Annotated in this window: 22 protein-coding genes and 2 pseudogenes; 16 read left to right on the top strand and 8 right to left on the bottom strand. The window is 62.1% G+C overall.

Features of this window, described 5'->3' with window-relative positions:
• Nucleotides 1-78 precede the first annotated feature (78 nt).
• Both ACU5AZ_RS13355 and ACU5AZ_RS13350 read right to left on the bottom strand, forming a co-directional pair.
• Complete coding sequence (locus ACU5AZ_RS13355; RefSeq protein WP_446822841.1) at nt 79-1,248, bottom strand: tetratricopeptide repeat protein; 1,170 nt, start codon at nt 1,246-1,248, stop codon at nt 79-81.
• 8 nt (nt 1,249-1,256) lie between these two features.
• Nucleotides 1,257-1,910 (bottom strand): thiamine phosphate synthase, encoded by a 654-nt coding sequence (locus ACU5AZ_RS13350; protein WP_446822840.1) that lies wholly within the window; start codon nt 1,908-1,910, stop codon nt 1,257-1,259.
• A 139-nt stretch (nt 1,911-2,049) separates the two neighbouring features.
• On the opposite strand from ACU5AZ_RS13350, the gene ACU5AZ_RS13345 reads away from it, so the two are divergent.
• Both ACU5AZ_RS13345 and ACU5AZ_RS13340 read left to right on the top strand, forming a co-directional pair.
• Nucleotides 2,050-2,817: a sulfite exporter TauE/SafE family protein gene (locus ACU5AZ_RS13345; protein WP_446822839.1), complete on the top strand. Its 768-nt coding sequence runs from the start codon at nt 2,050-2,052 to the stop codon at nt 2,815-2,817.
• Between the two features lie 83 nt (nt 2,818-2,900).
• Nucleotides 2,901-3,161, top strand: a complete 261-nt coding sequence (locus tag ACU5AZ_RS13340; RefSeq protein WP_261928788.1) for an ArsR/SmtB family transcription factor — start codon at nt 2,901-2,903, stop codon at nt 3,159-3,161.
• Nucleotides 3,162-3,327: 166 nt separating this feature from the next.
• On the opposite strand, the gene ACU5AZ_RS13335 is transcribed toward ACU5AZ_RS13340, so the two are convergent.
• Nucleotides 3,328-3,504: a YdcH family protein gene (locus tag ACU5AZ_RS13335; protein WP_261928787.1), complete on the bottom strand. Its 177-nt coding sequence runs from the start codon at nt 3,502-3,504 to the stop codon at nt 3,328-3,330.
• Between the two features lie 351 nt (nt 3,505-3,855).
• Between ACU5AZ_RS13335 and ACU5AZ_RS13330 the strand changes: the two genes are divergently transcribed.
• From ACU5AZ_RS13330 to ACU5AZ_RS13305, 6 genes are all read left to right on the top strand, one after another.
• The gene (locus ACU5AZ_RS13330) at nt 3,856-4,059 is read left to right on the top strand and encodes a YdcH family protein (protein WP_261928786.1); all 204 of its coding nucleotides are present in this window, start codon (nt 3,856-3,858) and stop codon (nt 4,057-4,059) included.
• 22 nt (nt 4,060-4,081) lie between these two features.
• Nucleotides 4,082-4,582: a 5-(carboxyamino)imidazole ribonucleotide mutase gene (gene purE / locus ACU5AZ_RS13325; RefSeq protein WP_261928785.1), complete on the top strand. Its 501-nt coding sequence runs from the start codon at nt 4,082-4,084 to the stop codon at nt 4,580-4,582.
• Complete coding sequence (locus ACU5AZ_RS13320; RefSeq protein ID WP_446822838.1) at nt 4,582-5,661, top strand: 5-(carboxyamino)imidazole ribonucleotide synthase; 1,080 nt, start codon at nt 4,582-4,584, stop codon at nt 5,659-5,661. Before purE ends, ACU5AZ_RS13320 begins: the two co-directional genes overlap by 1 nt.
• Nucleotides 5,662-5,810: 149 nt before the next feature.
• A complete protein-coding gene (gene ykgO / locus ACU5AZ_RS13315) occupies nt 5,811-5,936 on the top strand; it encodes a type B 50S ribosomal protein L36 (RefSeq protein ID WP_093004239.1) in 126 nt (41 codons plus the stop codon).
• Between the two features lie 48 nt (nt 5,937-5,984).
• The gene (locus ACU5AZ_RS13310) at nt 5,985-6,668 is read left to right on the top strand and encodes a tetratricopeptide repeat protein (RefSeq protein WP_446822837.1); all 684 of its coding nucleotides are present in this window, start codon (nt 5,985-5,987) and stop codon (nt 6,666-6,668) included.
• Between the two features lie 30 nt (nt 6,669-6,698).
• Complete coding sequence (locus tag ACU5AZ_RS13305) at nt 6,699-7,706, top strand: alpha/beta fold hydrolase (RefSeq protein WP_446822836.1); 1,008 nt, start codon at nt 6,699-6,701, stop codon at nt 7,704-7,706.
• A gap of 61 nt (nt 7,707-7,767) precedes the next feature.
• Here the strand turns inward: ACU5AZ_RS13305 and pyk are convergent, their stop codons facing one another.
• Both pyk and ACU5AZ_RS13295 read right to left on the bottom strand, forming a co-directional pair.
• The gene (gene pyk / locus ACU5AZ_RS13300; protein WP_446822835.1) at nt 7,768-9,207 is read right to left on the bottom strand and encodes a pyruvate kinase; all 1,440 of its coding nucleotides are present in this window, start codon (nt 9,205-9,207) and stop codon (nt 7,768-7,770) included.
• Nucleotides 9,207-9,722: a DUF1036 domain-containing protein gene (locus tag ACU5AZ_RS13295; protein ID WP_446822834.1), complete on the bottom strand. Its 516-nt coding sequence runs from the start codon at nt 9,720-9,722 to the stop codon at nt 9,207-9,209. Before ACU5AZ_RS13295 ends, pyk begins: the two co-directional genes overlap by 1 nt.
• A 152-nt stretch (nt 9,723-9,874) precedes the next feature.
• Between ACU5AZ_RS13295 and ACU5AZ_RS13290 the strand changes: the two genes are divergently transcribed.
• The 3 genes from ACU5AZ_RS13290 (at nt 9,875) to ACU5AZ_RS13280 (ending at nt 11,355) form a co-directional block, all read left to right on the top strand.
• The gene (locus tag ACU5AZ_RS13290) at nt 9,875-10,672 is read left to right on the top strand and encodes an N-formylglutamate amidohydrolase (protein ID WP_446822833.1); all 798 of its coding nucleotides are present in this window, start codon (nt 9,875-9,877) and stop codon (nt 10,670-10,672) included.
• 24 nt (nt 10,673-10,696) lie between these two features.
• A complete protein-coding gene (locus ACU5AZ_RS13285; protein ID WP_446822832.1) occupies nt 10,697-11,002 on the top strand; it encodes a DUF1244 domain-containing protein in 306 nt (101 codons plus the stop codon).
• A gap of 89 nt (nt 11,003-11,091) precedes the next feature.
• Complete coding sequence (locus tag ACU5AZ_RS13280; RefSeq protein WP_261928778.1) at nt 11,092-11,355, top strand: DUF2312 domain-containing protein; 264 nt, start codon at nt 11,092-11,094, stop codon at nt 11,353-11,355.
• Nucleotides 11,356-11,431: 76 nt separating this feature from the next.
• On the opposite strand, the gene ACU5AZ_RS13275 is transcribed toward ACU5AZ_RS13280, so the two are convergent.
• From ACU5AZ_RS13275 to ACU5AZ_RS13265, 3 genes and pseudogenes are all read right to left on the bottom strand, one after another.
• Nucleotides 11,432-13,192 carry a DUF882 domain-containing protein gene (locus ACU5AZ_RS13275; RefSeq protein ID WP_446822831.1) on the bottom strand — a complete coding sequence of 587 codons (1,761 nt, stop codon included), beginning with the start codon at nt 13,190-13,192 and terminating at the stop codon, nt 11,432-11,434.
• A gap of 246 nt (nt 13,193-13,438) precedes the next feature.
• A pseudogene (locus ACU5AZ_RS13270) lies at nt 13,439-13,642 on the bottom strand (helix-turn-helix domain-containing protein); the annotation flags it as partial.
• Between the two features lie 168 nt (nt 13,643-13,810).
• Nucleotides 13,811-14,995: pseudogene (locus ACU5AZ_RS13265) on the bottom strand (sigma-54-dependent transcriptional regulator); the annotation flags it as partial.
• A 238-nt stretch (nt 14,996-15,233) separates the two neighbouring features.
• Here ACU5AZ_RS13265 and ACU5AZ_RS13260 point away from each other — a divergent pair.
• The 5 genes from ACU5AZ_RS13260 (at nt 15,234) to ACU5AZ_RS13240 (ending at nt 20,232) form a co-directional block, all read left to right on the top strand.
• Nucleotides 15,234-17,087, top strand: coding sequence for a M3 family oligoendopeptidase (locus ACU5AZ_RS13260; RefSeq protein WP_446826010.1), 1,854 nt, complete (start codon nt 15,234-15,236; stop codon nt 17,085-17,087).
• A 24-nt stretch (nt 17,088-17,111) separates the two neighbouring features.
• On the top strand, nt 17,112-18,266 hold the full coding sequence (locus ACU5AZ_RS13255; RefSeq protein WP_446822830.1) for an aminodeoxychorismate synthase component I: 1,155 nt from the start codon (nt 17,112-17,114) through the stop codon (nt 18,264-18,266).
• Nucleotides 18,251-18,871, top strand: a complete 621-nt coding sequence (locus ACU5AZ_RS13250; protein ID WP_446822829.1) for an aminotransferase class IV family protein — start codon at nt 18,251-18,253, stop codon at nt 18,869-18,871. The genes ACU5AZ_RS13255 and ACU5AZ_RS13250 overlap by 16 nt, the downstream gene beginning before the upstream one ends.
• A 57-nt stretch (nt 18,872-18,928) precedes the next feature.
• Complete coding sequence (locus tag ACU5AZ_RS13245; protein ID WP_446822828.1) at nt 18,929-19,213, top strand: YciI family protein; 285 nt, start codon at nt 18,929-18,931, stop codon at nt 19,211-19,213.
• Between the two features lie 86 nt (nt 19,214-19,299).
• Complete coding sequence (locus ACU5AZ_RS13240; RefSeq protein ID WP_446822827.1) at nt 19,300-20,232, top strand: heme-dependent oxidative N-demethylase family protein; 933 nt, start codon at nt 19,300-19,302, stop codon at nt 20,230-20,232.
• Nucleotides 20,233-20,311 lie beyond the last annotated feature (79 nt).

Genomic DNA, 20,311 nt, shown 5'->3' with positions numbered 1-20,311 from the left:
TACGATCGCCTTCCGGCTTTCCAGTTCGTTCTGCCCGAAAGCGCGTCGCCGGAGATGGCATGTGAACCGATATCCAGATCAGACGGGCCGGAACTTGTTTGCGGCGTCGATCGCCTGCTTCTGCTGCTCGTCGGTCAGGCCAAGGTAGAAATCCTCGAGCCCGGGATCGGCAAGCCCGGCGCGGCGCGACAGGACATACCACTTGGCAGCCTCGATCGGATCAGGCCGTGTTCCGAGCGCATTGATGTAGAGATAGGCGAGCTTGTTCTGGGCCGCGACATTGCCGCGGAGCGCCGCGATCCTCAGCCATTGAAACCCCTTGTCAAAGTCACGCGGCCCGCCGACGCCGTTGACCAGCCAGACGCCCATGTCGAGCTGCGCGGTATCGTAACCGGCCCGCGCCGCGCGCAAGAGCCACTCCCGCGCCTTCGCCCGCTTTTCCTCCGGAATATCCGGCAGCGACATGTAGACCTGCGAAACGGCATATTGCGCATCCGCGATGCCCTGCTCGGCCGATTTCTCGTAATAGGGCAACGCCTGTTCGAGCCCGCGCTCGCCCGGATTGTCGGCAACAAGCATCTGGGCGTAGTTGAACTGCGCCGACGCGTTGCCTGCCTCCGCGGCCTTCTTCATCATCTCGTCGGCCTTTGCCTTGTCGCGCTGAACGTCCTGGCCCTCGATCAGGAGCAGCGCGTAGCGGAACATGGCCGGAGGATCGCCGTTTTCGGCCGCCTGCTTGAACCAGAAGGCCGCAGCCTTGGCATCGCGGGGCACGCCGAGGCCGCGCGACAGGAGAACGCCGACCAGGGTCTGGGCGACCGCGTCGCCAAGCTGTGCGCGCGGCAGCGCTTTCTGCAGGGCGGTGACATAGAGCCCGCGCTGGTAAGCGCCATAGGCCTCGTCGACAACACCGGTGAACGGCTTTTCAGCGGGTAGGTCGGGCAGGCCTTCGGCCATCTGGTGAAGGATCGTCGCCCGATCCGCCGCACCGACCCTCCCGGATCGCGCGTCTGGAACAAGCGTTCCACCGTCGCCCACCGGCGGCTCGATACCCATTCTCTGCAACAGGTCATTCTCGTCGCCCGAAGCCGCGCCGGGCCTTGCGCCCTTGTGTAGCGGCTGCGCGAACCCACCGTCGTCTTCGAGCAACAATCCGCCCAGACTATCGTCGGCCGCCAGCGCACCCGAACCGGGAAGGGCGCCGAGCACGGCGAGAAACAAGCAAGAACGGGCAAATCTGAGCATCATGCCAACGTTCAATCGCCAAACCGTGGCGCTTTTTCGTCAAGCAGCGCGTTTGCCTCCGCGACCGCGCGCGCGGCTGCGGCCAGATCCCCGAAAATAGCCGTCCGCAGAGCCACGAACTCCGCTCCGGTTTCGGCGACGGACACGATGGACTCAATCGAAGTGCCGCCCATCACGATGCAGGGGATTTCGACCATGGAGGCCCACCATTCGCCGAGCGCCACGTTCTTCGGATGCGCTTCCGGCCGGATATCGCCGTCGAGCTTTCCGAAAAAGACGTAGTCCGGATTGCACTCGCCGATTTCCAGGGCGTGGTGACGGTCCGGGATGTTGCCGCTGCCGACGATCATTTTCGGCGAATGCTTTTCGATCGCGTCCGCCAGCGCCTGCGAATCGGCCTCGATGTGCAGGCCGTCGGCACGGGCGCGGCCGGCAACGCGGCTGTCACCGGCAATCAATGCGGCAACGCCGGCTTCCTGGATGAGCGGGACGAGCTTTTCGGCATAGTCCTGAAAGTCGCGGTCGGTCATGCCGTATTGCGGCACGATGACCGACGCCACGTCTCCGCCGCGCAGCGCGTCGGCGACGGCTTTCACCGCGATCGACGTTTCCGCTATGTCCGGAACCACGAGAACAAGTCTGCAACGATTGTCGGCGCCGGCCATATGTTACCCTCTGCAATCTCACGGCATTCATGTCAGTGAAGCCGAGGAGGAACCGCATTTGAACAGATCGCCCCTCGTCTTATCCATGCAAATCCGATAGACCTCTCTCACCAATTGATCAACCGGAATACGGCCCGCCGTGACTCTTCCAGACATAACTTTCTTCCTCGCGGCCGTTCCCGCCGTGACCGTCGTCGGCCTGTCGAAAGGCGGGATGGGGGGCGCCATGGGGCTGATGGGCGTGCCCCTGCTCGCGCTCGTCATGCCGCCGGTTCAGGCCGCCGCCATCTTCCTGCCGATCCTGATTGTCATGGATCTGGTCGCGCTCTGGGCCTGGCGCGGCCACAACCACCGCGAAACCCTTCTCATCTGCCTGCCGGGAGCCGTCATCGGCATTGCGCTTGGGTGGGCGACCTCGGCCTATGTCTCGCCGAACATCATGCGGCTCGTCATCGGCGCGATCACCATCGTCTTCGCACTGAAGTTCTTCTATGACACCTATGGGCCGAAACGGCATGTCGAGGTCAAGCCCAAGGGGCAGCGTCCGGCGCTCGCCACCCTGTGGATGACGCTGTCGGGCTACGGCAGCTTCGTCGCGCATGCCGGCGGCCCGCCCTTCCAGATCTACGTCCTGCCGTTGAAGCTCGACCCGAAGACCTATACCGGCACCAGCGTGCGCTACTTCGCAATCGTCAACGCAATCAAGGTCCTTCCCTATTTCGCGCTCGGCGAACTGGATACGCAAAACCTGTCGCTGTCCGTTCTTCTTCTGCCGGTGGCCTTCGTCTCCACCATGATCGGCGCCTGGGCGGTGCGGCACATGAAACCGCAGTTCTTCTACCCGTTCATGTATGTCATGGTGCTGATCGCCGCGACCAAACTGTTCTACGACGGACTGCAATGGTAGCCCCGGGACGAGGTGCAGGCTTTTCTCGCTGCAGCGCACAAATATTCTTGCCCGCCCATGGGCTTTCCCGTAAGTTCGACCCCATGTCCAACACCGATCCTTTCAGTGCGATTGCGGATCCGAACCGGCGTTACCTGCTGGAGGAGCTCAGGCGCGCACCAAGGACGGTGAACGAACTGGCCGAGGGCCTGCCGATCAGCCGGCCGGCCGTCTCCCAGCACTTGAAGGCCCTGCTCGAAAGCGGCCTCGTTTCCGTGAAATCCGAAGGAACCCGGCGCATCTACGCCGTCAACAGCCAGGGCTTCATGAAGCTCAATCTCTGGCTGGACCAGTTCTGGGCGTGAACTACGGCAACAGCGGACGCCCAGAACCGGCTTTTTGAAGGGCCGGACTATCTATCCGGCAAATCCACCCCTAACTGGCCTCATCGAGGCCGGCCTCCTGGGCCGGGTGGCGGGCTTCCCGGTCGAAATGCCGGAAAGCCGAGTAAACACACATACAGAATTCGACTTAGTGCCGCGTGGAGCTCTTGATGCGCTCCATCTCGTCCTTAATGCGCAACTTGCGGCGCTTGATCTCGGCAATTTCGCGGTCGTCACTGGATACGGACATAAGCGCTTGGTGCAGTTCCTGCTCGAGAGCGTCGTGCTTTTGTTCAAGCGATGCAAGATGAGCCTGTATGGTCATTTTTACTGTCCTTCCTTCCCTAACCTATCCCGGCCACACTTGACCGTGGCTTCAGGTTTTAACAGGAGAAATGTGCCACAAGATCCCCCCCTTGTCGAAGGCGATTTCGTGGATTCTTGAAGGCAATTTGACAGCCGCATGAATTTTTTCCCGCTTTCTACAGCCATCCCTAACGGAAGGTTACCGACCGTTCGTCAAGGCTGCCAAGGCCTCCCGCGACCTCACCTTCCGCAAAATGCGGAACAGCTGTTTCAGATAACTTCCCGAATGCACGTTTTAGTGATAGGAGCTTGCCGCAAATGCCGGGGAACCGGCTTGCAGGGCATTGTGACGTGAGAGGCGGGGACAGGAATGGCGGATCAGGAACAGGCGGAAATTCGGCTGGCGGTCGCAAGGTTGCGCCAGGAGCATGAAGACTACGATGCCGCCATCAACGCCATGATTCAGGTCGGCTGCGAAGCCCTTCGCATCCAGCGCATGAAGAAGAAGAAGCTTGTCATCAAGGACAAGATCAGCAAGCTGGAAGATCAGATCATCCCCGACATCATTGCCTAAACAGCTTGAAAGAGGACGACATATGACCAGTGCGGAACGACCGCCGATCGCCATCATCATGGGAAGCCAGTCTGACTGGGAAACCATGAAGAATGCGGCCGACACGCTGGAGGCGCTCGGCATCGAATACGACGCCCGGATCATATCCGCCCACCGCACGCCCGACCGGCTTGTCACCTTCGCAAAGGGTGCTCGCGACGAAGGCTTCAAGGTCATCATCGCCGGTGCCGGCGGCGCCGCCCATCTGCCGGGCATGGCAGCCGCCATGACCCCGCTTCCGGTCTTCGGCGTACCGGTGCAGTCGAAGGCGCTCTCCGGACAGGACAGCCTGCTCTCCATCGTCCAGATGCCGGCCGGAATTCCCGTCGGAACGCTGGCGATCGGCAAGGCCGGCGCCGTCAATGCAGCCCTTCTCGCCGCCGCCGTGCTGGCGCTGACCGACGAGGATGTCGCGATCGCCCTCGACCAGTGGCGCACGCGCCAGAGCGAGGCGGTCGCCGAATACCCCATGGACGACGTGTAATGAAAGACAGAACGATCGGGATCATCGGCGGCGGGCAGCTTGGCCGCATGCTGGCGATGGCCGCTGCGCGGCTGAACTATCGCACCATCATCCTCGAACCGCAGCCCGACTGTCCGGCCGCCCAGCTGGCCAACGGCCAGATTACCGCGGCCTATGACGATCCGGCGGCCCTTGCCGAACTGGCGAGCCTTTGCAACGTCGTCACCTACGAGTTCGAGAACGTGCCGGTCTCCGCGGCCGAGACGCTTGCCGCAAGCGTGCCCGTCTATCCGCCACCAAAGGCGCTGGAAGTGGCGCAGGACCGACTGACTGAGAAGCGCTTCCTGAACGGCTGCGGGATCGAAACCGCCCGCTTCCACGCCGTCGACAGCCAGACGGACCTGGAAGCGGCGCTGGCCGACTTCGGCGGCAAGGGCGTACTGAAGACCCGCCGGCTCGGCTATGACGGCAAGGGACAGCGCGTCTTCAAGGGGCCCGAGGAGAGCGCCGCCGGCGCCTTCGAGGCTCTCGGCTCCGTGCCGCTCATCCTCGAAAGCTTCGTCCCGTTCGAGCGCGAAGTCTCGATCATCGCCGCCCGGGGAACGGATGGAGCGGTTCGCGCCTACGATCCCGCGGAAAACGTCCATCGCGATGGCATCCTGCATACGTCGACGCTGCCCGCAAGGATCGGCGCGCAGACGCAGGCCGTCGCCTTGAAGGCTGCGGAAAGCCTGCTCTCCGCGCTCGACTATGTCGGCGTCATCGGCATGGAATTCTTCGTCCTTGCGGACGGCACGCTGATCGCCAACGAGATCGCGCCGCGGGTGCACAATTCCGGACACTGGACGGAAGCCGCCTGCATCGTCTCGCAGTTCGAGCAGCACATTCGCGCCGTCGCGGGCCTGCCGCTCGGCGATCCGGCACGCCACTCCGACTGCGTGATGCAGAACCTGATCGGCGACGACATCGACGATCTCGGCGATTGGCTGAAGACGAGCGACACCCTTGTCCACCTCTACGGCAAGACCGAGGCCCGCCCCGGCCGGAAAATGGGTCACGTGACCCGGCTGACCGGTGCAAACGGGCAGGAAAAGGCTTGAAGGCCGGTTGACAGGCCCAGGCCTACAGGGTATTTGCCTGTCAACTTTTCGAGGGGCGCGCCAAAGGCTTTTCCGACCGGCGCGCTTTTGATTGTTTAGAGACCGGGAGCGCCGAGAGGCATCCCCACTGAGAAACGCGGATTAAGAAAATGAAGATCAAGAATTCGCTCAAAGCGCTGAAGGCCCGTCACCGCGAAAACCGTCTGGTTCGTCGCAAGGGTCGTATCTACATCATCAACAAGCAGAACCCGCGCTTCAAGGCCCGTCAGGGCTGATTGCCGCGCCGCCGGCATGACCGGCGGCTGGCCGCGAGATCGGCAGGCTTGCGCGACAGGACTTTTGCCGCGCGGCATGATGACAGGCAGATTTCATTTGATATTGGGCGCTTTGCGGATACCATGACCGCCATGCGCCCTTTGTCATTTTGCCTGATAGCAATACTGGCTTGCCCCTTGGCGGCAACACCGGCCTTTTGCGTCGACGACACAGCCCGAATCGAAGAACCGGATACCAGCGGTCTGACGCAGGCCGAGCAACTCGATTCGCTATTCCTGAAATTGAAGCGTGAGCGCGATGCGGGCAAGGCAGAGGACATCTCCCGTCAGATCCGTCGCCTGCTGACCGATTCCGGCAGCCCCACGGTCAACCTGCTGATGGATCAGTCCACCAAGGCCATCACCGAAGGCAGCCCCGACGCAACCCTCGACCTTCTCGACCAGGTCACGCTGCTGAAGCCCGATTTTGCCGAGGGCTGGAACCGCCGCGCCACTGTTCACTACACGATGGGCGACTACCGCAAGGCTATGGCGGACATCCAGAAGACGCTGGAACTGGAACCCCGTCATTTCGGCGCGATCGCCGGCATGGCCGAGATCATGACCCAGATCGGCGATGACGAGATGGCGTTGAAGGCATGGCAGCGATATCTCGAAATCTTCCCGGCGAGCAAGGAAGCCCGCAAGAATATGGAAGACATCTCGGAGAAGCTCGCCGGCCAGCGTACCTGATCCCATAGCCCCAAGCGCGGTCCCCTCCCCTTGCCTTCCATCCCTGTCTTCATCCTGCTTGCCGTCCTGCTGACGCTCCTTCTTCTCCTGGTCTTTTCCTGGATCGTGGCGCGCAGGATCACGCGACGCTTTCCGCCGCAGGGCAATCTTGTCGATGTCGGCGGATACCGCCTGCATGCCGTCCATGTGCCGCGACCCGACACCGCCGACCTGCCGCCGCTCGTCTTCATCCATGGCGCCAGCGGCAATTGCCTGGACCAGATGACGCCCTTCCTGGCACCGCTTGCCGCCCGCGCCGAAATGCTGTTCGTCGACCGGCCCGGCCATGGCCATTCCGAACGGGGCGGGCCGGAGAACGATACGCCGGATGGACAGGCGCGCGCCATCGCCACCCTCATGGAGCGCTACGGCATCGAGCAGGCGATCATATGCGGCCACTCCTTTGGCGGTGCGATCGCCGCGAGTTTCGCGCTGGTGGCGCCAAAGAAAACGGCAGGGCTTCTGTTTCTGTCACCCGCCACGCACCCGTGGCCGGGCGGCGTCGACTGGTACTACACGCTGACGGCGCTACCGGTTCTGGGTTGGCTTTTTTCTCGGACGCTTGCGGTGCCCGCCGGCCTGATGCGGATGCACGGCGCGATTCGCGCGGTTTTTCATCCCAATCCGCAGCCATCTGATTATCATGAGCGCACCGCGCCAGCGCTGGTTTTGCGCCCGGCGACCTTTCGCAACAATGCCAGGGATGTCGCCGACCTCCTCGACTATGTCACAGGCGCCGCGCCGTCCTATCCGACCATCTCCGCTCCGACGATCGTCATTACGGGCGACAGCGACGATATCGTGCTCGCCGACATCCATTCCGTAGGACTGGTCCGTGACATTGCGAATGCGGAACTCGTCACCATCCGCGATCTCGGCCACAAGCCGGACTACATCGCCACCGACATCGCGATTGCCGCGATCGAGAAGATCGCCGGCCACCAGCGCGATCTTCAGGACATGGCCCGGACCTTTACAGCCCCACTGGCGACAAAATAGCAAAAGCCCCGCACAATGGCGGGGCTTTCGAATTCACGTCATCGGATATTTGGGAAGCGGCTCAGACGCCGCTCTGTCCGTCCGAACCGATATAGGCGATGCGCAGCATGTTCGTCGCACCAGGCGTGCCGAGCGGAACGCCGGCGGAAATGATGACGCGGTCGCCAGGCTTGCCGAAGCCTTCGGCGGCAACGATGCGGCAGGCGCGGTTGACCATGTCGTCAAGGTCGGAAGCGTCCTGCGTGACCACGCAATGCGTACCCCAGCAAATCGACAGGCGGCGCGCCGTCTGGATGATAGGCGACAGCGCGATGATCGGCACTTCCGGACGCTCGCGCGAGGCGCGCAGGCCGGTGGTGCCCGACGCGGTGTAGCAGACGATGGCGGCAAGGTTCAGCGTTTCGGCGATCTGGCGGGCTGCGAGCGAAATCGCGTCGGCGCCGGTAGCCTGCGGCTGCGGCCGCTGCGCATAGATGATGCCGTGGAAGTGCGGGTCAAGCTCGACCTTGCTGGCGATCTTCGCCATGGTCTCGACGGCTTCGACCGGATAGGCGCCTGAAGCGGACTCGGCCGACAGCATGACGGCGTCCGCGCCTTCGAAGACGGCGGTCGCGACGTCGGAGACTTCGGCGCGCGTCGGCACCGGAGCGGAAATCATCGATTCCAGCATCTGGGTGGCGACGACGACAGGCTTGCCCGCGCGGCGACAAGCGCGGATCAGCTGCTTCTGCAGGCCGGGAACCGTCTCAAGCGGCATTTCCACGCCGAGGTCGCCACGGGCGACCATCAGCGCGTCGGAAAGCTCGATGATCTCGTCGATCCGCTCGATGGCCTGCGGCTTCTCGATCTTCGACATCAGGCCAACCTGGCCGCGTGCGATCTTGCGCACTTCGGCAATGTCTTCGGGGCGCTGGATGAACGACAGGGCAACCCAGTCAACTTCACCGGTGGCCAGAACCGCGTCGAGGTCCGCACGGTCCTTGGAGGTCAGCGCGCCAACGCCGAGCATCGTGTCGGGCAGGCTCACGCCCTTGCGGTCGGAAATCGTGGTACCGGAAACGACCGTGCAGACGATGGAGGTGCCATCGCATATTTCAGCGCGCAGATGCAGCTTGCCGTCATCGATCAGCAGGCGCTGGCCCGGCTTGACCGATTCGAGGATTTCCGGATGCGGCAGGAAGACGCGGTTCTCGTCGCCGGGAACGTCCTTGTTGTCGAGCGTGAAGGTCTGGCCGATCTTCAGTTCGACCTTGGTGTCGGCGAACTTGCCGACGCGCAGCTTCGGTCCCTGAATGTCGGCGAGAATGCCGATCGGACGACCGCTGCGCTTCTCGACGCTGCGGATGCGGCCGATGAGCGTGCGCATCACGTCGTGGCTGGCATGGCTCATGTTGATGCGGAAGACATCTGCACCCGCCTGGTGCAGCTTTTCGATCATGTCCTCTTCGCTCGAGGCCGGCCCCAAAGTGGCGAGAATTTTTACCTTGCGATTACGCTTCATCAGTTTTGACTTTCTTGCGTCCCGGGAGTGTCAGACAATTGGACCATCCAGCTACCCTGACGGCCCGTATCATATTCTTTGAAGCCCATCTTCTGATAGCCACGGGCATAGCAGTCGTTGACTCCGAGGATTTTGAACTCATCCTCGGCAACGCACATATTGATGTCGCCGGCCCAGCGCCCACCGCGCGCCGCATCCTCGGCATAAAGATAGTAATAGCGGGATTGGAGGTCTCCCTCGATCAGGGTCGCACAGGCGGCTGCCGGCACCTGCCACCATCCCTCGCTCACCCATCCCTTGTCGGTGCGGTAGCCGATGGCGACGCCAACCAGGTTCCCCGTGCCATTGCAGACGCGGAAGTCGGCATGGGCGGCCGGGGCCGAAAAATAGAAAATCGGAGCGAGAAGCGCGAGCACTACACGCAGGCCATAGCGTGACAGCCCCCGCCCGTATTTTGAATAGCGCTGTGGCACGATGATCAGGGAAACTCCGTGGCTAAGCATTTGGGTCTTCATGCGACGGCCATTGTAGAAAGTCAACGCCAGTTTAATCGATATAAATGGTCCGGGACATGCGCAAGGCGGTATCCCGGACGTTGGAATGCGGCGCTTGCACGCCCTCCGGGCTCATGTAAATAAAGGCGCCTTATCATTTCAGGATGTGCCCCATGCGTGAATTCTCACCATTCGAATTGCTAGATGGCGACTATGACAAAGGTATGGTCCTCGTTGCCGATCACGCCATGAATGGCCTGCCGGAGCAGTATGGTTCTCTTGGACTTCCCGACAGCGCCTTCCAGCGGCACATCGCCTTCGACATCGGCGTGGAAGGGCTCACACGGCGGCTGTCGGCAATGCTCGGCGTTCCGGCCATCATGGGGTGTTTTTCCCGGCTGCTGATCGATCCAAACCGTGGCGAGGACGATCCGACCCTGATCATGAAGATATCCGACGGCGCGATCATCCCGGCCAACCATCCGATCACCGAGGAAGAATGGAACTACCGGGTCGAGACATTCCACCGGCCGTACCATGAGGCGGTCAGTGCGCTGATTTCGCGCACCGCAAAGGCCTGCGGCAAGGCGCCGCTGGTGCTTTCGCTCCATTCCTATACGCCGTTCTGGAAGCAGACGCCCCGCCCCTGGCATGCGGCCGTCCTGTGGGATAACGACCCGCGCGCACCGAAAATGCTGATCGACCTCCTGTCGCAAGCCGGCGACATACTGGTCGGCGACAACGAGCCCTATGACGGTGCGCTGAAGGGTGATTGCATGTACCGTCACTGCATGTCGCGGGGCATCCCGCACGCGCTTCTCGAGGTGCGCCAGGACCTGATCGGCGATGAGGCGGGGATCGATGCCTGGGCGGAGCGGCTGGCGCCGCTGTTTGAAACGATGAACGCCGAGCCATCCCTGCATGCGGTAGAATTGCAACCGTCACGCACGGGCCCCTACCCGCAAGGCTGACCGGAAAACAAGGAGAGCGACACGATGACCAAACCGACGCCGCAAGAGGAAATCGAACTGCAGGCCGCCGCATTCCGCCGTCTGCTCAATCACCTGCGCGAACGCACCGACGTCCAGAACATCGACCTCATGAATCTCGCCGGCTTCTGCCGCAATTGCCTGTCGAACTGGTATCGCGAGGCCGCCGAGGTCGAAGGCCTCGACGTATCCAAGGACGAATCGCGCGAAATGGTCTACGGCATGCCCTACGAGGACTGGAAAGCCCTCCACCAGCAGGAGGCAAGCGCCGCGGATCTGCAGTCGTTCGAGCGCAACAGACCGAAGGAATAGCAGCCTCGGCCGGAAATCTGCTTGACCTTGCCGCCCGTTCGCGGCAGGTGACGCTACCAAACCGAATTCACATCAAACAGGAGTAAGACATGTCTGATGCTCACGGGCTTGCCCGCGACCAGCTCCGCGCCTTTGTCGAACGCATCGAGCGGCTGGAAGAAGAAAAGAAGACGATCGCCGACGACATCAAGGACGTCTATGGCGAAGCCAAGTCCATGGGCTACGACACCAAGGTGCTGCGCAAGGTCATCTCGATCCGCAAGCAGGACAAGGACGAGCGCCTGGAACAGGAAGCGATCCTCGACACCTACCTGCATGCGCTCGGCATGATCGAAGCGCCGCCGGAAGAATAATCCGGTTCAGGAGCCGAAGACAAAAAAGCCGCCCTTGAGGCGGCTTTTTTCATGTCCTTGAGCAGGATCGGATGCTTCAGAGCATTTCGTCTGCAGATCCGCTGAAGCGTCCGGCATCGATCGGCTGCGTCTGTGTCGAGAAACCGGTACCCCGCGCTGCGGCCGGGCTGCGGCGCATGGCGTCGCCGGCGAAGCGGGGCGCCTTGATGACACCGGCGCCATCCGGAGCAATCGCATTGGCAACCGCCCACTCGGACAGCATCTTCTTGGTCAACTCGACGCGAACCTTGTCGTCACCGACACGGGCAACGATCGCCTCGGCCGTGTCAGGGCGCGCACCCTTGACGGGCAGTCCCTTGGCAAGGCTGTCGTCGGCCGCTTCAGGAACATCGAAGGCATCGCCGAGACCGTTGTTCTGCTTGATCACCTGCTTGACCGGGTCAGGCGCGGCATAGGCAGTCATGATCGGCGCCTGCTCGAAGCCGCTCTTCAGCACGGCAGCCGTCAGGATCTGATCTGCATGCTGGACATGTCCGGCCTGCTGCTTCTTGCCCCAGGAGGCGACCTCGTCTGCGGAAAGGCCGGCGCTGCGCAATTCGGCAGGCGTAAGCGAGGCAACCTGATAGGCGGGGCGTTCCTGCGGCGCCGGAGCATCGCCGCCAAAGCGATTCCACTGTCCGTCGTCGGCGCTCGCCGTCATGTTGCCCTGATCGGCACCGCCGGGCAGGCCACGGGCCGCCAGCAAAGTCGGGACCGGAATGTCATCGTAGTCCGCCAGATCGGCATATTCCTCGCCGGCATCTGCCGGGCTCTCCGGCATGGCTGCGGCAAGCGCGTCTTCGGCTGCGTTATGCGCCGGCGGCACGAGTGCGGCTGCCACTGCGATATTGGCGGGCGCATCCTTGAGCGAAGGTCTCAACAGCGGCACGGGCGGCTCTATGCCGTCGACACCTGGAAGTTCAACCGAAGCGACCTGAATGGGAGCCTGCTCGGCAACCTGCGGGGCAGGCCGTGCCGGGGCCGGGGCTACGGCGGGCGCATCGCCCACATCCTCGCCCTCGTCCTCGTCGCCGCCTCCGAACAAGGCCGCGAGCAATGTCTTGCCTCTCGACTTTCCGCCGCCCTTGTCGGCAATCACGACACTGTTCGAACTCAGTCGCTTCTTGTAGTCCGCCATCGCGAGTTCATACCCCGGCAAAGGTTTGCCGTCGGCGGGAATGTGCAAAGTGCGTCCATTCGGGAAAAGTCGGACCAGTTCCTGGCGCGTCATGCGCGGCCAAGCGCGGACGTTGCCGACATCCATGTGCACGAAAGGCGAACCCGAGCGCGGATAGTAACCGACGCCGCCGGCCTGCAGCTTCATGCCAAGTTCACGAATCTTGGAAAGCGGAACGCCGGGAATGAAGAAGTCCACGGCCGTGCCGAGCATATGCTGGCTTTCCTTGGCGACACCGCTGGACCGCGACCGCAGCATGGCATTGGTGGCCGGCGAGCGGTATCCGGAAACGACGTTGATGTAGCCGTTGGAACCACTCTCGCGATAGACCTGCCAGAGCACGTCGAAAAGACGCGGGTTCATCTTGGTCGATTCGTTACGGCGCCAGTCACGCAGAATATAGTTCAACTGCTTCAATCCCTTGGGATCGTAGCGACCATTCCGCTTGTAGACGATGTTGGCTTTCTCGCCGGTGTGGATGAAGTAGATCTTCAGCGAGCGTGTTTCCGCGGCGGCATGATTGGCCGACGCGAAGAAGACTGGCGCCGCTGCAAACACGAGCATGAGCCAGCACAGGACCTGCAGCATGGCCTGCCGCAGCGAAAAGCTACGTGCTGGCACTTGCCTAGAGTCCGGCCGCCCGTGCATTGCGGGCAGCTTGTAACCTGTCACAACCTGCAACTCGATCCCCGTCCGAGAGACAATTTCAATGCCGTCTCACATGAAGCTGAAATACGGTAACACAATGGCAATTTTGCCACGGATTACCACTTCTTCCTGACATAGTGAATAATCCACTAACAAGATTTAGGGAGATATACACCATGTGGCTTGCTCGACGGTTAACGGGGAAGCCCTAATGAATTCTTATGCCGCATCTTTTTTGGGGTCGTCGGGATCGATACCGTAGTCCCTCAACTTGCGATAAAGCGTCGAGCGGCCGATGCCGAGCTTGCGCGCCACGCGACTCATCTGGCCGCGATAGAACTTCAGCGCAAAGCGAATCAGCTCCTCCTCGACCTCGGCGAGCTTCTTGACGTCACCGAGCGGATCGGTGCTGACAATCACGTTGTCCGGAAAATCGTCTGTGGCATCCGCCTTCGCCGGTTGAAGATTGTCTTCGGCCGGCGCCGCGGCGGCGGGGCTGGTAAAGTCCGGATAGACCGGCGGCGCGCTGTAGCGCAATTGGGGTTTGAAGCCGCCGGGCGGCACAGAGACGCCTTCGTCACTGAGCGCGCCGGGAATTTCAGCCGCGACCTGCGGGAAGTCATGCTCGGTCAGCTGGCCGTCCTTGGCGAGCACGACGGCACGGAAGATCGCATTCTCGAGCTGTCGGATATTGCCCGGCCAGTCATATGCCGTCAGCAATGCCAGCGCACTGGATGTGACTTCCGGCACCGTGTCGAGCTTCTGCTCCTCGGCAAAGCGCTGCACGAAGACGCGGACGAGATGCGGAATATCTTCACGGCGGCGGCGCAGGGCCGGAATATGGATCGGGAAGACGTTGAGGCGGTAATAGAGGTCTTCGCGGAAGCGGCCGGCCTTGACCTCCTCGATCAGGTCCTTGTTGGTCGCGGAGATCAGCCTGACATCGACGCGGCGCGGCTTGGCAGAGCCGATGGTTTCCACCTCGCCCTGCTGGACAGCGCGCAGGAGTTTGACCTGAACCTCGAGCGGCAGGTCGCCGATCTCGTCGAGGAACAGCGTACCGCCATCGGCTTCGACGAACTTGCCGCTATGGCGCTCGGTCGCGCCGGTGAACGCGCCCTTCTCATGGCCGAACAGGATGCTTTCGACAAGATTGTGCGGGATCGCGCCGCAATTGACGGTGATGAACGGACGGTTGGCGCGCGGACCGGAAGACTGGATGGCGCGGGCGACAAGTTCCTTGCCGACGCCGGATTCGCCCTCGAGAACGACCGGAATGTTCGACTGGGCCGACCGTTCCGCGAGTTCCACCACGCGCAGCATGTCGGGGCTGGCGGAGACGATGTCCTCGAACGAGATATGTCCGGTGCGCGGCCGGCGGCCGGCGCGTGCGAAGGCTTCCCGCTGGTCGAGCTTCAGGGCGTTGGAGATTGCGGAGGCGATCCGCTCCGGCGAGACCGGCTTGACGACGAAATCGAAGGCGCCAGCGCGCATGGCCTGCACGACGGTCTCGATGCCGCCCTGCCCGGTCTGGACGATGACCGGGATTTCCGTTCCCCGCTGACGCAACGCGTCGAGGAATTCCAGCCCGGTCATTTCCGGCATCATCAGGTCGAGCACGATGACGTTGACCTGGTATTCGCCGCGGCGCAGGAATTCCAGCGCCTCGCGGCCGTTCTCGGCCATGTGGGCCACATACCCGTGACGTTCGATCGCGTTTTTCAGCAGGCGGCGCTGGATCGGATCATCTTCGGCAACGAGAACATGGGCGGACATATTGTTATCTCTCCTGCAAATCGGCTGCGAACCTGAAACAGGCTCAGGGCTGGCGATCGCACTCTTCCATGAACGATTGAACATCCCGTTTTGAGAAATGGTCGCATTTTAGCGATTGCCGTTTCCGTATGAGACCATGTCTTCTTCCGGCCTTGCCCCGCCCGCCTGGCTTGACTACTTCTTGGGCTGACGAGGACGGCAGCGCGCCGTCGGCATGAACATGAAGGACTTGAAGACGATGAAGAACATTCCGGCCGCCGATCCCCTTTTCCTTGTCCGCGCGGCGGACGAAGCGCGGGCAAGCGGGGCCGGACTCGGCGATCTGCCGGTCTGGAACCTGACCGATCTCTACCCTTCCGCCGACTCCGGCGAATTCAAGTCTGCGCTCAAGGAGGCCGCCTACAAGGCCGAGGCTTTCGAGGCGCGCTGGAAGGGTCGGCTGGCCGAGGCCGCGGCGAAGACCGGAGATGAAGGTATCGGCCAGGCGCTGAAAGAGTATGAGGTGCTCGACGACCTGCTCGGACGCATCGCGTCCTTCGCCGGCCTCACCTATTTCGGCGATACGTCCAAGCCTGAAAACGGCAAGCTCTACGGCGACGTCCAGGCCAAATTGACCGATGTTTCCGCCCGTTTGCTGTTCTTCACGCTGGAAATGAACCGCATCGACGACGCCGTGATCGACGCCTGCCTGGAAAGCGATCCGGCCGCCGCCCACTACAAGTCCTGGATCGTCGATCTGCGCAAGGACAAGCCCTATCAGCTGGATGACAAGCTGGAACAGCTCTTCCTCGAAAAGTCGATGACCAGCGCCGCCGCTTTCAACCGCCTGTTCGACGAGACGATGGCGGAGCTGCGCTTCGATATCGACGGCGAAAAGCTGCCCCTGGAACCGGTTCTCAACATGCTGCAGGAACTGGACGGCGAGGTCCGCAAGAAGGCGGCGATGGCGCTGGCCGAGACCTTCAAGGAGAACCGCCGGCTCTTCGTCCAGATCACCAATACGCTCGCCAAGGACAAGGAAATTTCCGACCGCTGGCGCGGCTTCGAGGACATCGCCGACAGCCGGCATCTGGCAAACCGGGTCGAGCGCGAGGTTGTCGATGCGCTTGCCGCCGCCGTCCGTGACGCCTATCCGCGCCTGTCCCATCGCTACTACAAGATGAAGGCAAAGTGGCTCGGAATGGAGCAGATGAACTTCTGGGACCGCAACGCGCCTCTGCCGGAAACCCCGAACGCGGTGATCCCGTGGACGCAGGCAAAAGACACCGTGCTTTCCGCCTACGGCGCCTTCTCCCCCGACATGGCGGGTATCGCGAAGCGCTTCTTCGACGAACAGTGGATTGACGCCCCGGCACGCCCGGGCAAGGCGCCCGGTGCCTTCGCCCACCCGACGGTTCCCTCCGTGCACCCCTATGTGCTCGTCAACTACATGGGCAAGCCGCGCGACGTGATGACGCTCGCCCACGAACTCGGCCACGGCGTCCATCAGGTGCTGGCCGGCGCGCAGGGCGCGTTGATGTGCCAGACGCCGCTGACGCTCGCCGAGACCGCCTCCGTCTTCGGCGAGATGCTGACCTTCCGCGCCCTTCTCGCCAAGACGAGCGACAAGCGCGAACGCAAGGCCATGCTCGCCCAGAAGGTCGAGGACATGATCAACACGGTCGTCCGCCAGATCGCCTTCTACGAATTTGAGCGCAAGGTGCACACCGCGCGCAAGGAAGGCGAACTGACGGCGGAGCAGATCGGCGATCTCTGGCTCTCCGTCCAGGGCGACAGCCTCGGCCCGTCGATCTCGATCACGGACGAGTATCGGGATTACTGGATGTACATCCCGCACTTCATCCATTCGCCCTTCTACGTCTACGCCTACGCCTTCGGCGATTGCCTGGTGAACTCGCTCTACGCGGTCTACCAGAACGCCGAGACCGGCTTCCAGGAGAAGTATTTCGCGATGCTGAAGGCCGGCGGCACCAAGTATCACAGCGAACTCCTGAAGCCATTCGGCCTCGACGCCTCCGATCCGGCCTTCTGGTCGAAGGGGCTGTCGATGATCGAAGGCCTGATCGACGAACTGGAAGCGCTTGACGGATAGGCCGCCTTGCTGACCTGATACCGCATGCGTGAAGCCTTCGCCCTCTTCCGGGACGACACCACCCGGCAAAGCCTCGTCTTTGCCGGGCTGGAGGAGATCGTCTGCGTTCGGCGCAAGTCCGACATCCTGCCGGCACTCAAGCGGCTGGAAAAGGCAAGGCAGGACGGCAAGTGGCTCGCCGGCTTCATGTCCTACGAGGCGGGCTACGTCTTCGAAGACAAGCTCGCGCCGCTGATCGAGGACAATCGCGAGACGCCACTCCTGAACTTCGGCATCTTCGATGCGCCGCAACCCGACGACCATCCACTCGCCGAAGCGCGGCTACGCGTCGAAAACGAACCCTTCATCACCGAGCCGAAGGCTGCCTGGGATTTCGAAGCCTACCGCCGGCGCTTCGACAAGTTGCATGAACACCTGCGCAAGGGAGATTGCTATCAGGGCAATCTGACCATGCCGGTCGAGGCGCGCTGGAGCGGCGATCCGCTCGCCGCTTTCCATTCGCTGATCGAGCGCCAGCCGGTGAAATACGGGGCGCTGATCGATCTCGGCGGCCCGATCATCCTGTCGCGGTCGCCCGAGCTCTTCTTCCGCACGGATGACGAGGGCTGGATCGAGACCCATCCGATGAAGGGAACCGCCCGAAGAGGGGGAACCCCAAAGGAAGACGAAGAGATCATCGCGGCGATGAAGGCCGACGAGAAGTCTCAGGCCGAAAACAGGATGATCGTCGATCTCCTGCGCAACGACATCTCGCGCATCACCGAAGTCGGCACTCTGGACGTTCCGAAGCTTTTCGAGGTCGAGACCTATCCGACGCTTCACCAGATGGTCAGCCACGTTCAGGCGAAACTCATTCCGGAGACGACGCTGACCGACATTTTCGCCGCCCTCTTCCCCTGCGGTTCGGTGACGGGTGCGCCGAAGATGTGGGCGATGAAGATTCTGCATGACCTCGAAGCCGGCCCGCGCGACGTCTACTGTGGTGCGATCGGTTTCGTCTCGCCGTCCGGTGCCATGCGGTTTTCCGTGGCGATCCGGACACTGACGCTGTTCAATGATGGCCGGGCCATCTTCAATGTCGGCGGCGGCATCGTCTTCGATTCCAATGCCGAAGCCGAATACGAGGAATGCCTGCTGAAGGCGCGCTTCGCCGTGGGGGATCAATGGATTTCTCGCTGATCGAAACCCTGCGCTGGGAACCGGAGGTCGGCTTCATCCGACTTCCCCTGCACCTCGAACGGCTGAAAGCCTCCGCCGCGGCACTTGGCTTCACAGGCAGCGAAAGGGCCGAACCGGCATTGCTTGCCGCCGTATCGGGAGACGACACCCTTCGTGTCCGCCTCGAGCTTTTCCCGGACGGCAGGATCGACGTGACGACCGCGCCGCATGCAGGATTGCACGCAGATACGGTCTGGACCGTGAAGATCGCGAAGACGCGGCTTCGCTCGGACAATCCCCTGCTTCAACACAAGACATCGAAACGCGACGTCTATGCCGCAGCCCGCTCGGAATACTCCCGGGAGGAGGCGGACGAGGTTCTGCTCCTCAACGAAAAAGGCGAACTCTGCGAGGGCACGATTACCAGTCTCTTTGTCGAGCACACGCCCGGTAACTTCCTCACGCCGCCCCTCTCCTCCGGCCTGCTCGCCGGCGTGCTCAGAGGCGAGCTTCTTCGCACGAGCGAGGCACAAGAACAAAAGCTGACGCCGGACGATCTTGCAGCCGGCAATATCTATCTCGGAAATTCACTCCGCGGCCTTGTTCGCGCGCAATGGCGCAAGTGATACAGACCTTTCCCGGATCAGAGCCAACCAACCTGGAAACCACAACGAGGTAACACCATGATCATCGTTTCGCTCACCTATGTCATGCCCATCGAAGCCGTGGAGGCGCATCTGGAGGCGCACATGGAATGGCTCAAGGAGGGCTATGAGAGCGGCGTTCTGATCGCGTCCGGCCGAAAGGTGCCGCGCACCGGCGGCGTGCTGCTGGCAAGGGGTGATCTCGACGCCGTCAAGGCATTCTGCGCGCGTGATCCGTTCGCCGTACACGGCGTTGCCACATACGACTTTACGGAAGCAGCCATCTCGATAACCGCTTCCGGTCTGGAAGGCCTGAAGGACTGAGGCGGCGAAGAGATATCGCCTCACTGATCTCGACAGTAACGATGGCGGCGTCATAGTCTGATGGGAATTCAGCTGGATTTCCTCCAATGGTCACAACGATACAAGCGCCCATCTACACACCAGACACCGCCTTGCCGACGCCCTTCAGCATCGGTCTCAAGCCCATCGACTACTCCCGCTGGATCGAACCCGACGCGGATATCGGCTTCTATCTCGACGAAAAGGCCCGCGTCTGTCGCGAAGGCCTGGATGAGGTTTTCCGGATGGAAAGCGACACGGAACAGGCGCAGGAAGAGGTCCTTGCGCGTCTTGCCGATCATCTGGCGAGCCAGCACGCTAGCCTCTATCATCGCCAAGGTTCGGTCTTCGAGATGGCCGGGCACCACGTCGACATCGCCGACACCAGCCGGCCAGCCCTGCTGCGCGCCGGATCCCTCGTCCAGGACGATCTGGTCCTGATGCGGCGCAAGGAAACGGGCTGGCACATCGTCGCCGCCCATGTGACCTTTCCATCCTCCTGGTCACTGTCAGAAAAATTCGGCCAGCCGATGGAGGGCGTTCATTCCGGCGTACCGGGCTTCCAGAATGGCACCCGCAACGCGCAGCTGGTCAACCGCATCTTCGACAATCTTCTTTTCGAAAAGCCGGTGGAACGGATGAACTGGTCGATCAAGGGTGACGGCGCCCTGCCGCAACCGGTCTCCAGGCATATCGACGGCGACCCGGCCGTGGCGGGCCCGGAGGCCATGAAGAACTTCATCCGTGCCGAACGCCAGACGCTGAGCCGGCTGCCGGTCTCCGGCGACATTCTCTTCACCATCAGGGTCTTCGTCGATCCGCTGGCGGCAATCGCCGCAAGGCCGGATGCCGCGCAGCATCTTTCCAACATGGCGAAACTGCTCGAAGGCCTGAACGACGACCAGCTCGCCTACAAGGGCTTGCGTACGCTCCGCGACCCGCTGGTGGCGTTTCTGCGCGGTTTGGCAGCCGAAAAAGCCGGCGCGGTGGAGCAGGCATGATAGAACCGTCTTTATTATGTCAGAAGACTGTGATTAGAGCGGAATGAACAAGGGCACTTTTGCCCAGGAGAAAAGCATT

The organism is Rhizobium sp. PAMB 3182 (assembly GCF_052908355.1).
The sequence above is the reverse complement of the archived record's forward strand: the minus strand, read 5'-3'. Positions and strand labels throughout refer to the sequence as shown.

Excerpts from the sequence above, each read along its gene's own strand:
- ACU5AZ_RS13355 (WP_446822841.1), bottom strand. The coding sequence starts at position 1,248 with ATGATGCTCAGATTTGCCCGTTCTTGCTTGTTTCTCGCCGTGCTCGGC.
- ACU5AZ_RS13350 (WP_446822840.1), bottom strand. The coding sequence starts at position 1,910 with ATGGCCGGCGCCGACAATCGTTGCAGACTTGTTCTCGTGGTTCCGGAC.
- ACU5AZ_RS13340 (WP_261928788.1), top strand. The coding sequence starts at position 2,901 with ATGTCCAACACCGATCCTTTCAGTGCGATTGCGGATCCGAACCGGCGT.
- ACU5AZ_RS13335 (WP_261928787.1), bottom strand. The coding sequence starts at position 3,504 with ATGACCATACAGGCTCATCTTGCATCGCTTGAACAAAAGCACGACGCT.
- ACU5AZ_RS13330 (WP_261928786.1), top strand. The coding sequence starts at position 3,856 with ATGGCGGATCAGGAACAGGCGGAAATTCGGCTGGCGGTCGCAAGGTTG.
- purE (WP_261928785.1), top strand. The coding sequence starts at position 4,082 with ATGACCAGTGCGGAACGACCGCCGATCGCCATCATCATGGGAAGCCAG.
- ACU5AZ_RS13320 (WP_446822838.1), top strand. The coding sequence starts at position 4,582 with ATGAAAGACAGAACGATCGGGATCATCGGCGGCGGGCAGCTTGGCCGC.
- ykgO (WP_093004239.1), top strand. The coding sequence starts at position 5,811 with ATGAAGATCAAGAATTCGCTCAAAGCGCTGAAGGCCCGTCACCGCGAA.
- pyk (WP_446822835.1), bottom strand. The coding sequence starts at position 9,207 with ATGAAGCGTAATCGCAAGGTAAAAATTCTCGCCACTTTGGGGCCGGCC.
- ACU5AZ_RS13295 (WP_446822834.1), bottom strand. The coding sequence starts at position 9,722 with ATGAAGACCCAAATGCTTAGCCACGGAGTTTCCCTGATCATCGTGCCA.
- ACU5AZ_RS13290 (WP_446822833.1), top strand. The coding sequence starts at position 9,875 with ATGCGTGAATTCTCACCATTCGAATTGCTAGATGGCGACTATGACAAA.
- ACU5AZ_RS13285 (WP_446822832.1), top strand. The coding sequence starts at position 10,697 with ATGACCAAACCGACGCCGCAAGAGGAAATCGAACTGCAGGCCGCCGCA.
- ACU5AZ_RS13280 (WP_261928778.1), top strand. The coding sequence starts at position 11,092 with ATGTCTGATGCTCACGGGCTTGCCCGCGACCAGCTCCGCGCCTTTGTC.
- ACU5AZ_RS13260 (WP_446826010.1), top strand. The coding sequence starts at position 15,234 with ATGAAGAACATTCCGGCCGCCGATCCCCTTTTCCTTGTCCGCGCGGCG.
- ACU5AZ_RS13255 (WP_446822830.1), top strand. The coding sequence starts at position 17,112 with ATGCGTGAAGCCTTCGCCCTCTTCCGGGACGACACCACCCGGCAAAGC.
- ACU5AZ_RS13250 (WP_446822829.1), top strand. The coding sequence starts at position 18,251 with ATGGATTTCTCGCTGATCGAAACCCTGCGCTGGGAACCGGAGGTCGGC.
- ACU5AZ_RS13245 (WP_446822828.1), top strand. The coding sequence starts at position 18,929 with ATGATCATCGTTTCGCTCACCTATGTCATGCCCATCGAAGCCGTGGAG.
- ACU5AZ_RS13240 (WP_446822827.1), top strand. The coding sequence starts at position 19,300 with ATGGTCACAACGATACAAGCGCCCATCTACACACCAGACACCGCCTTG.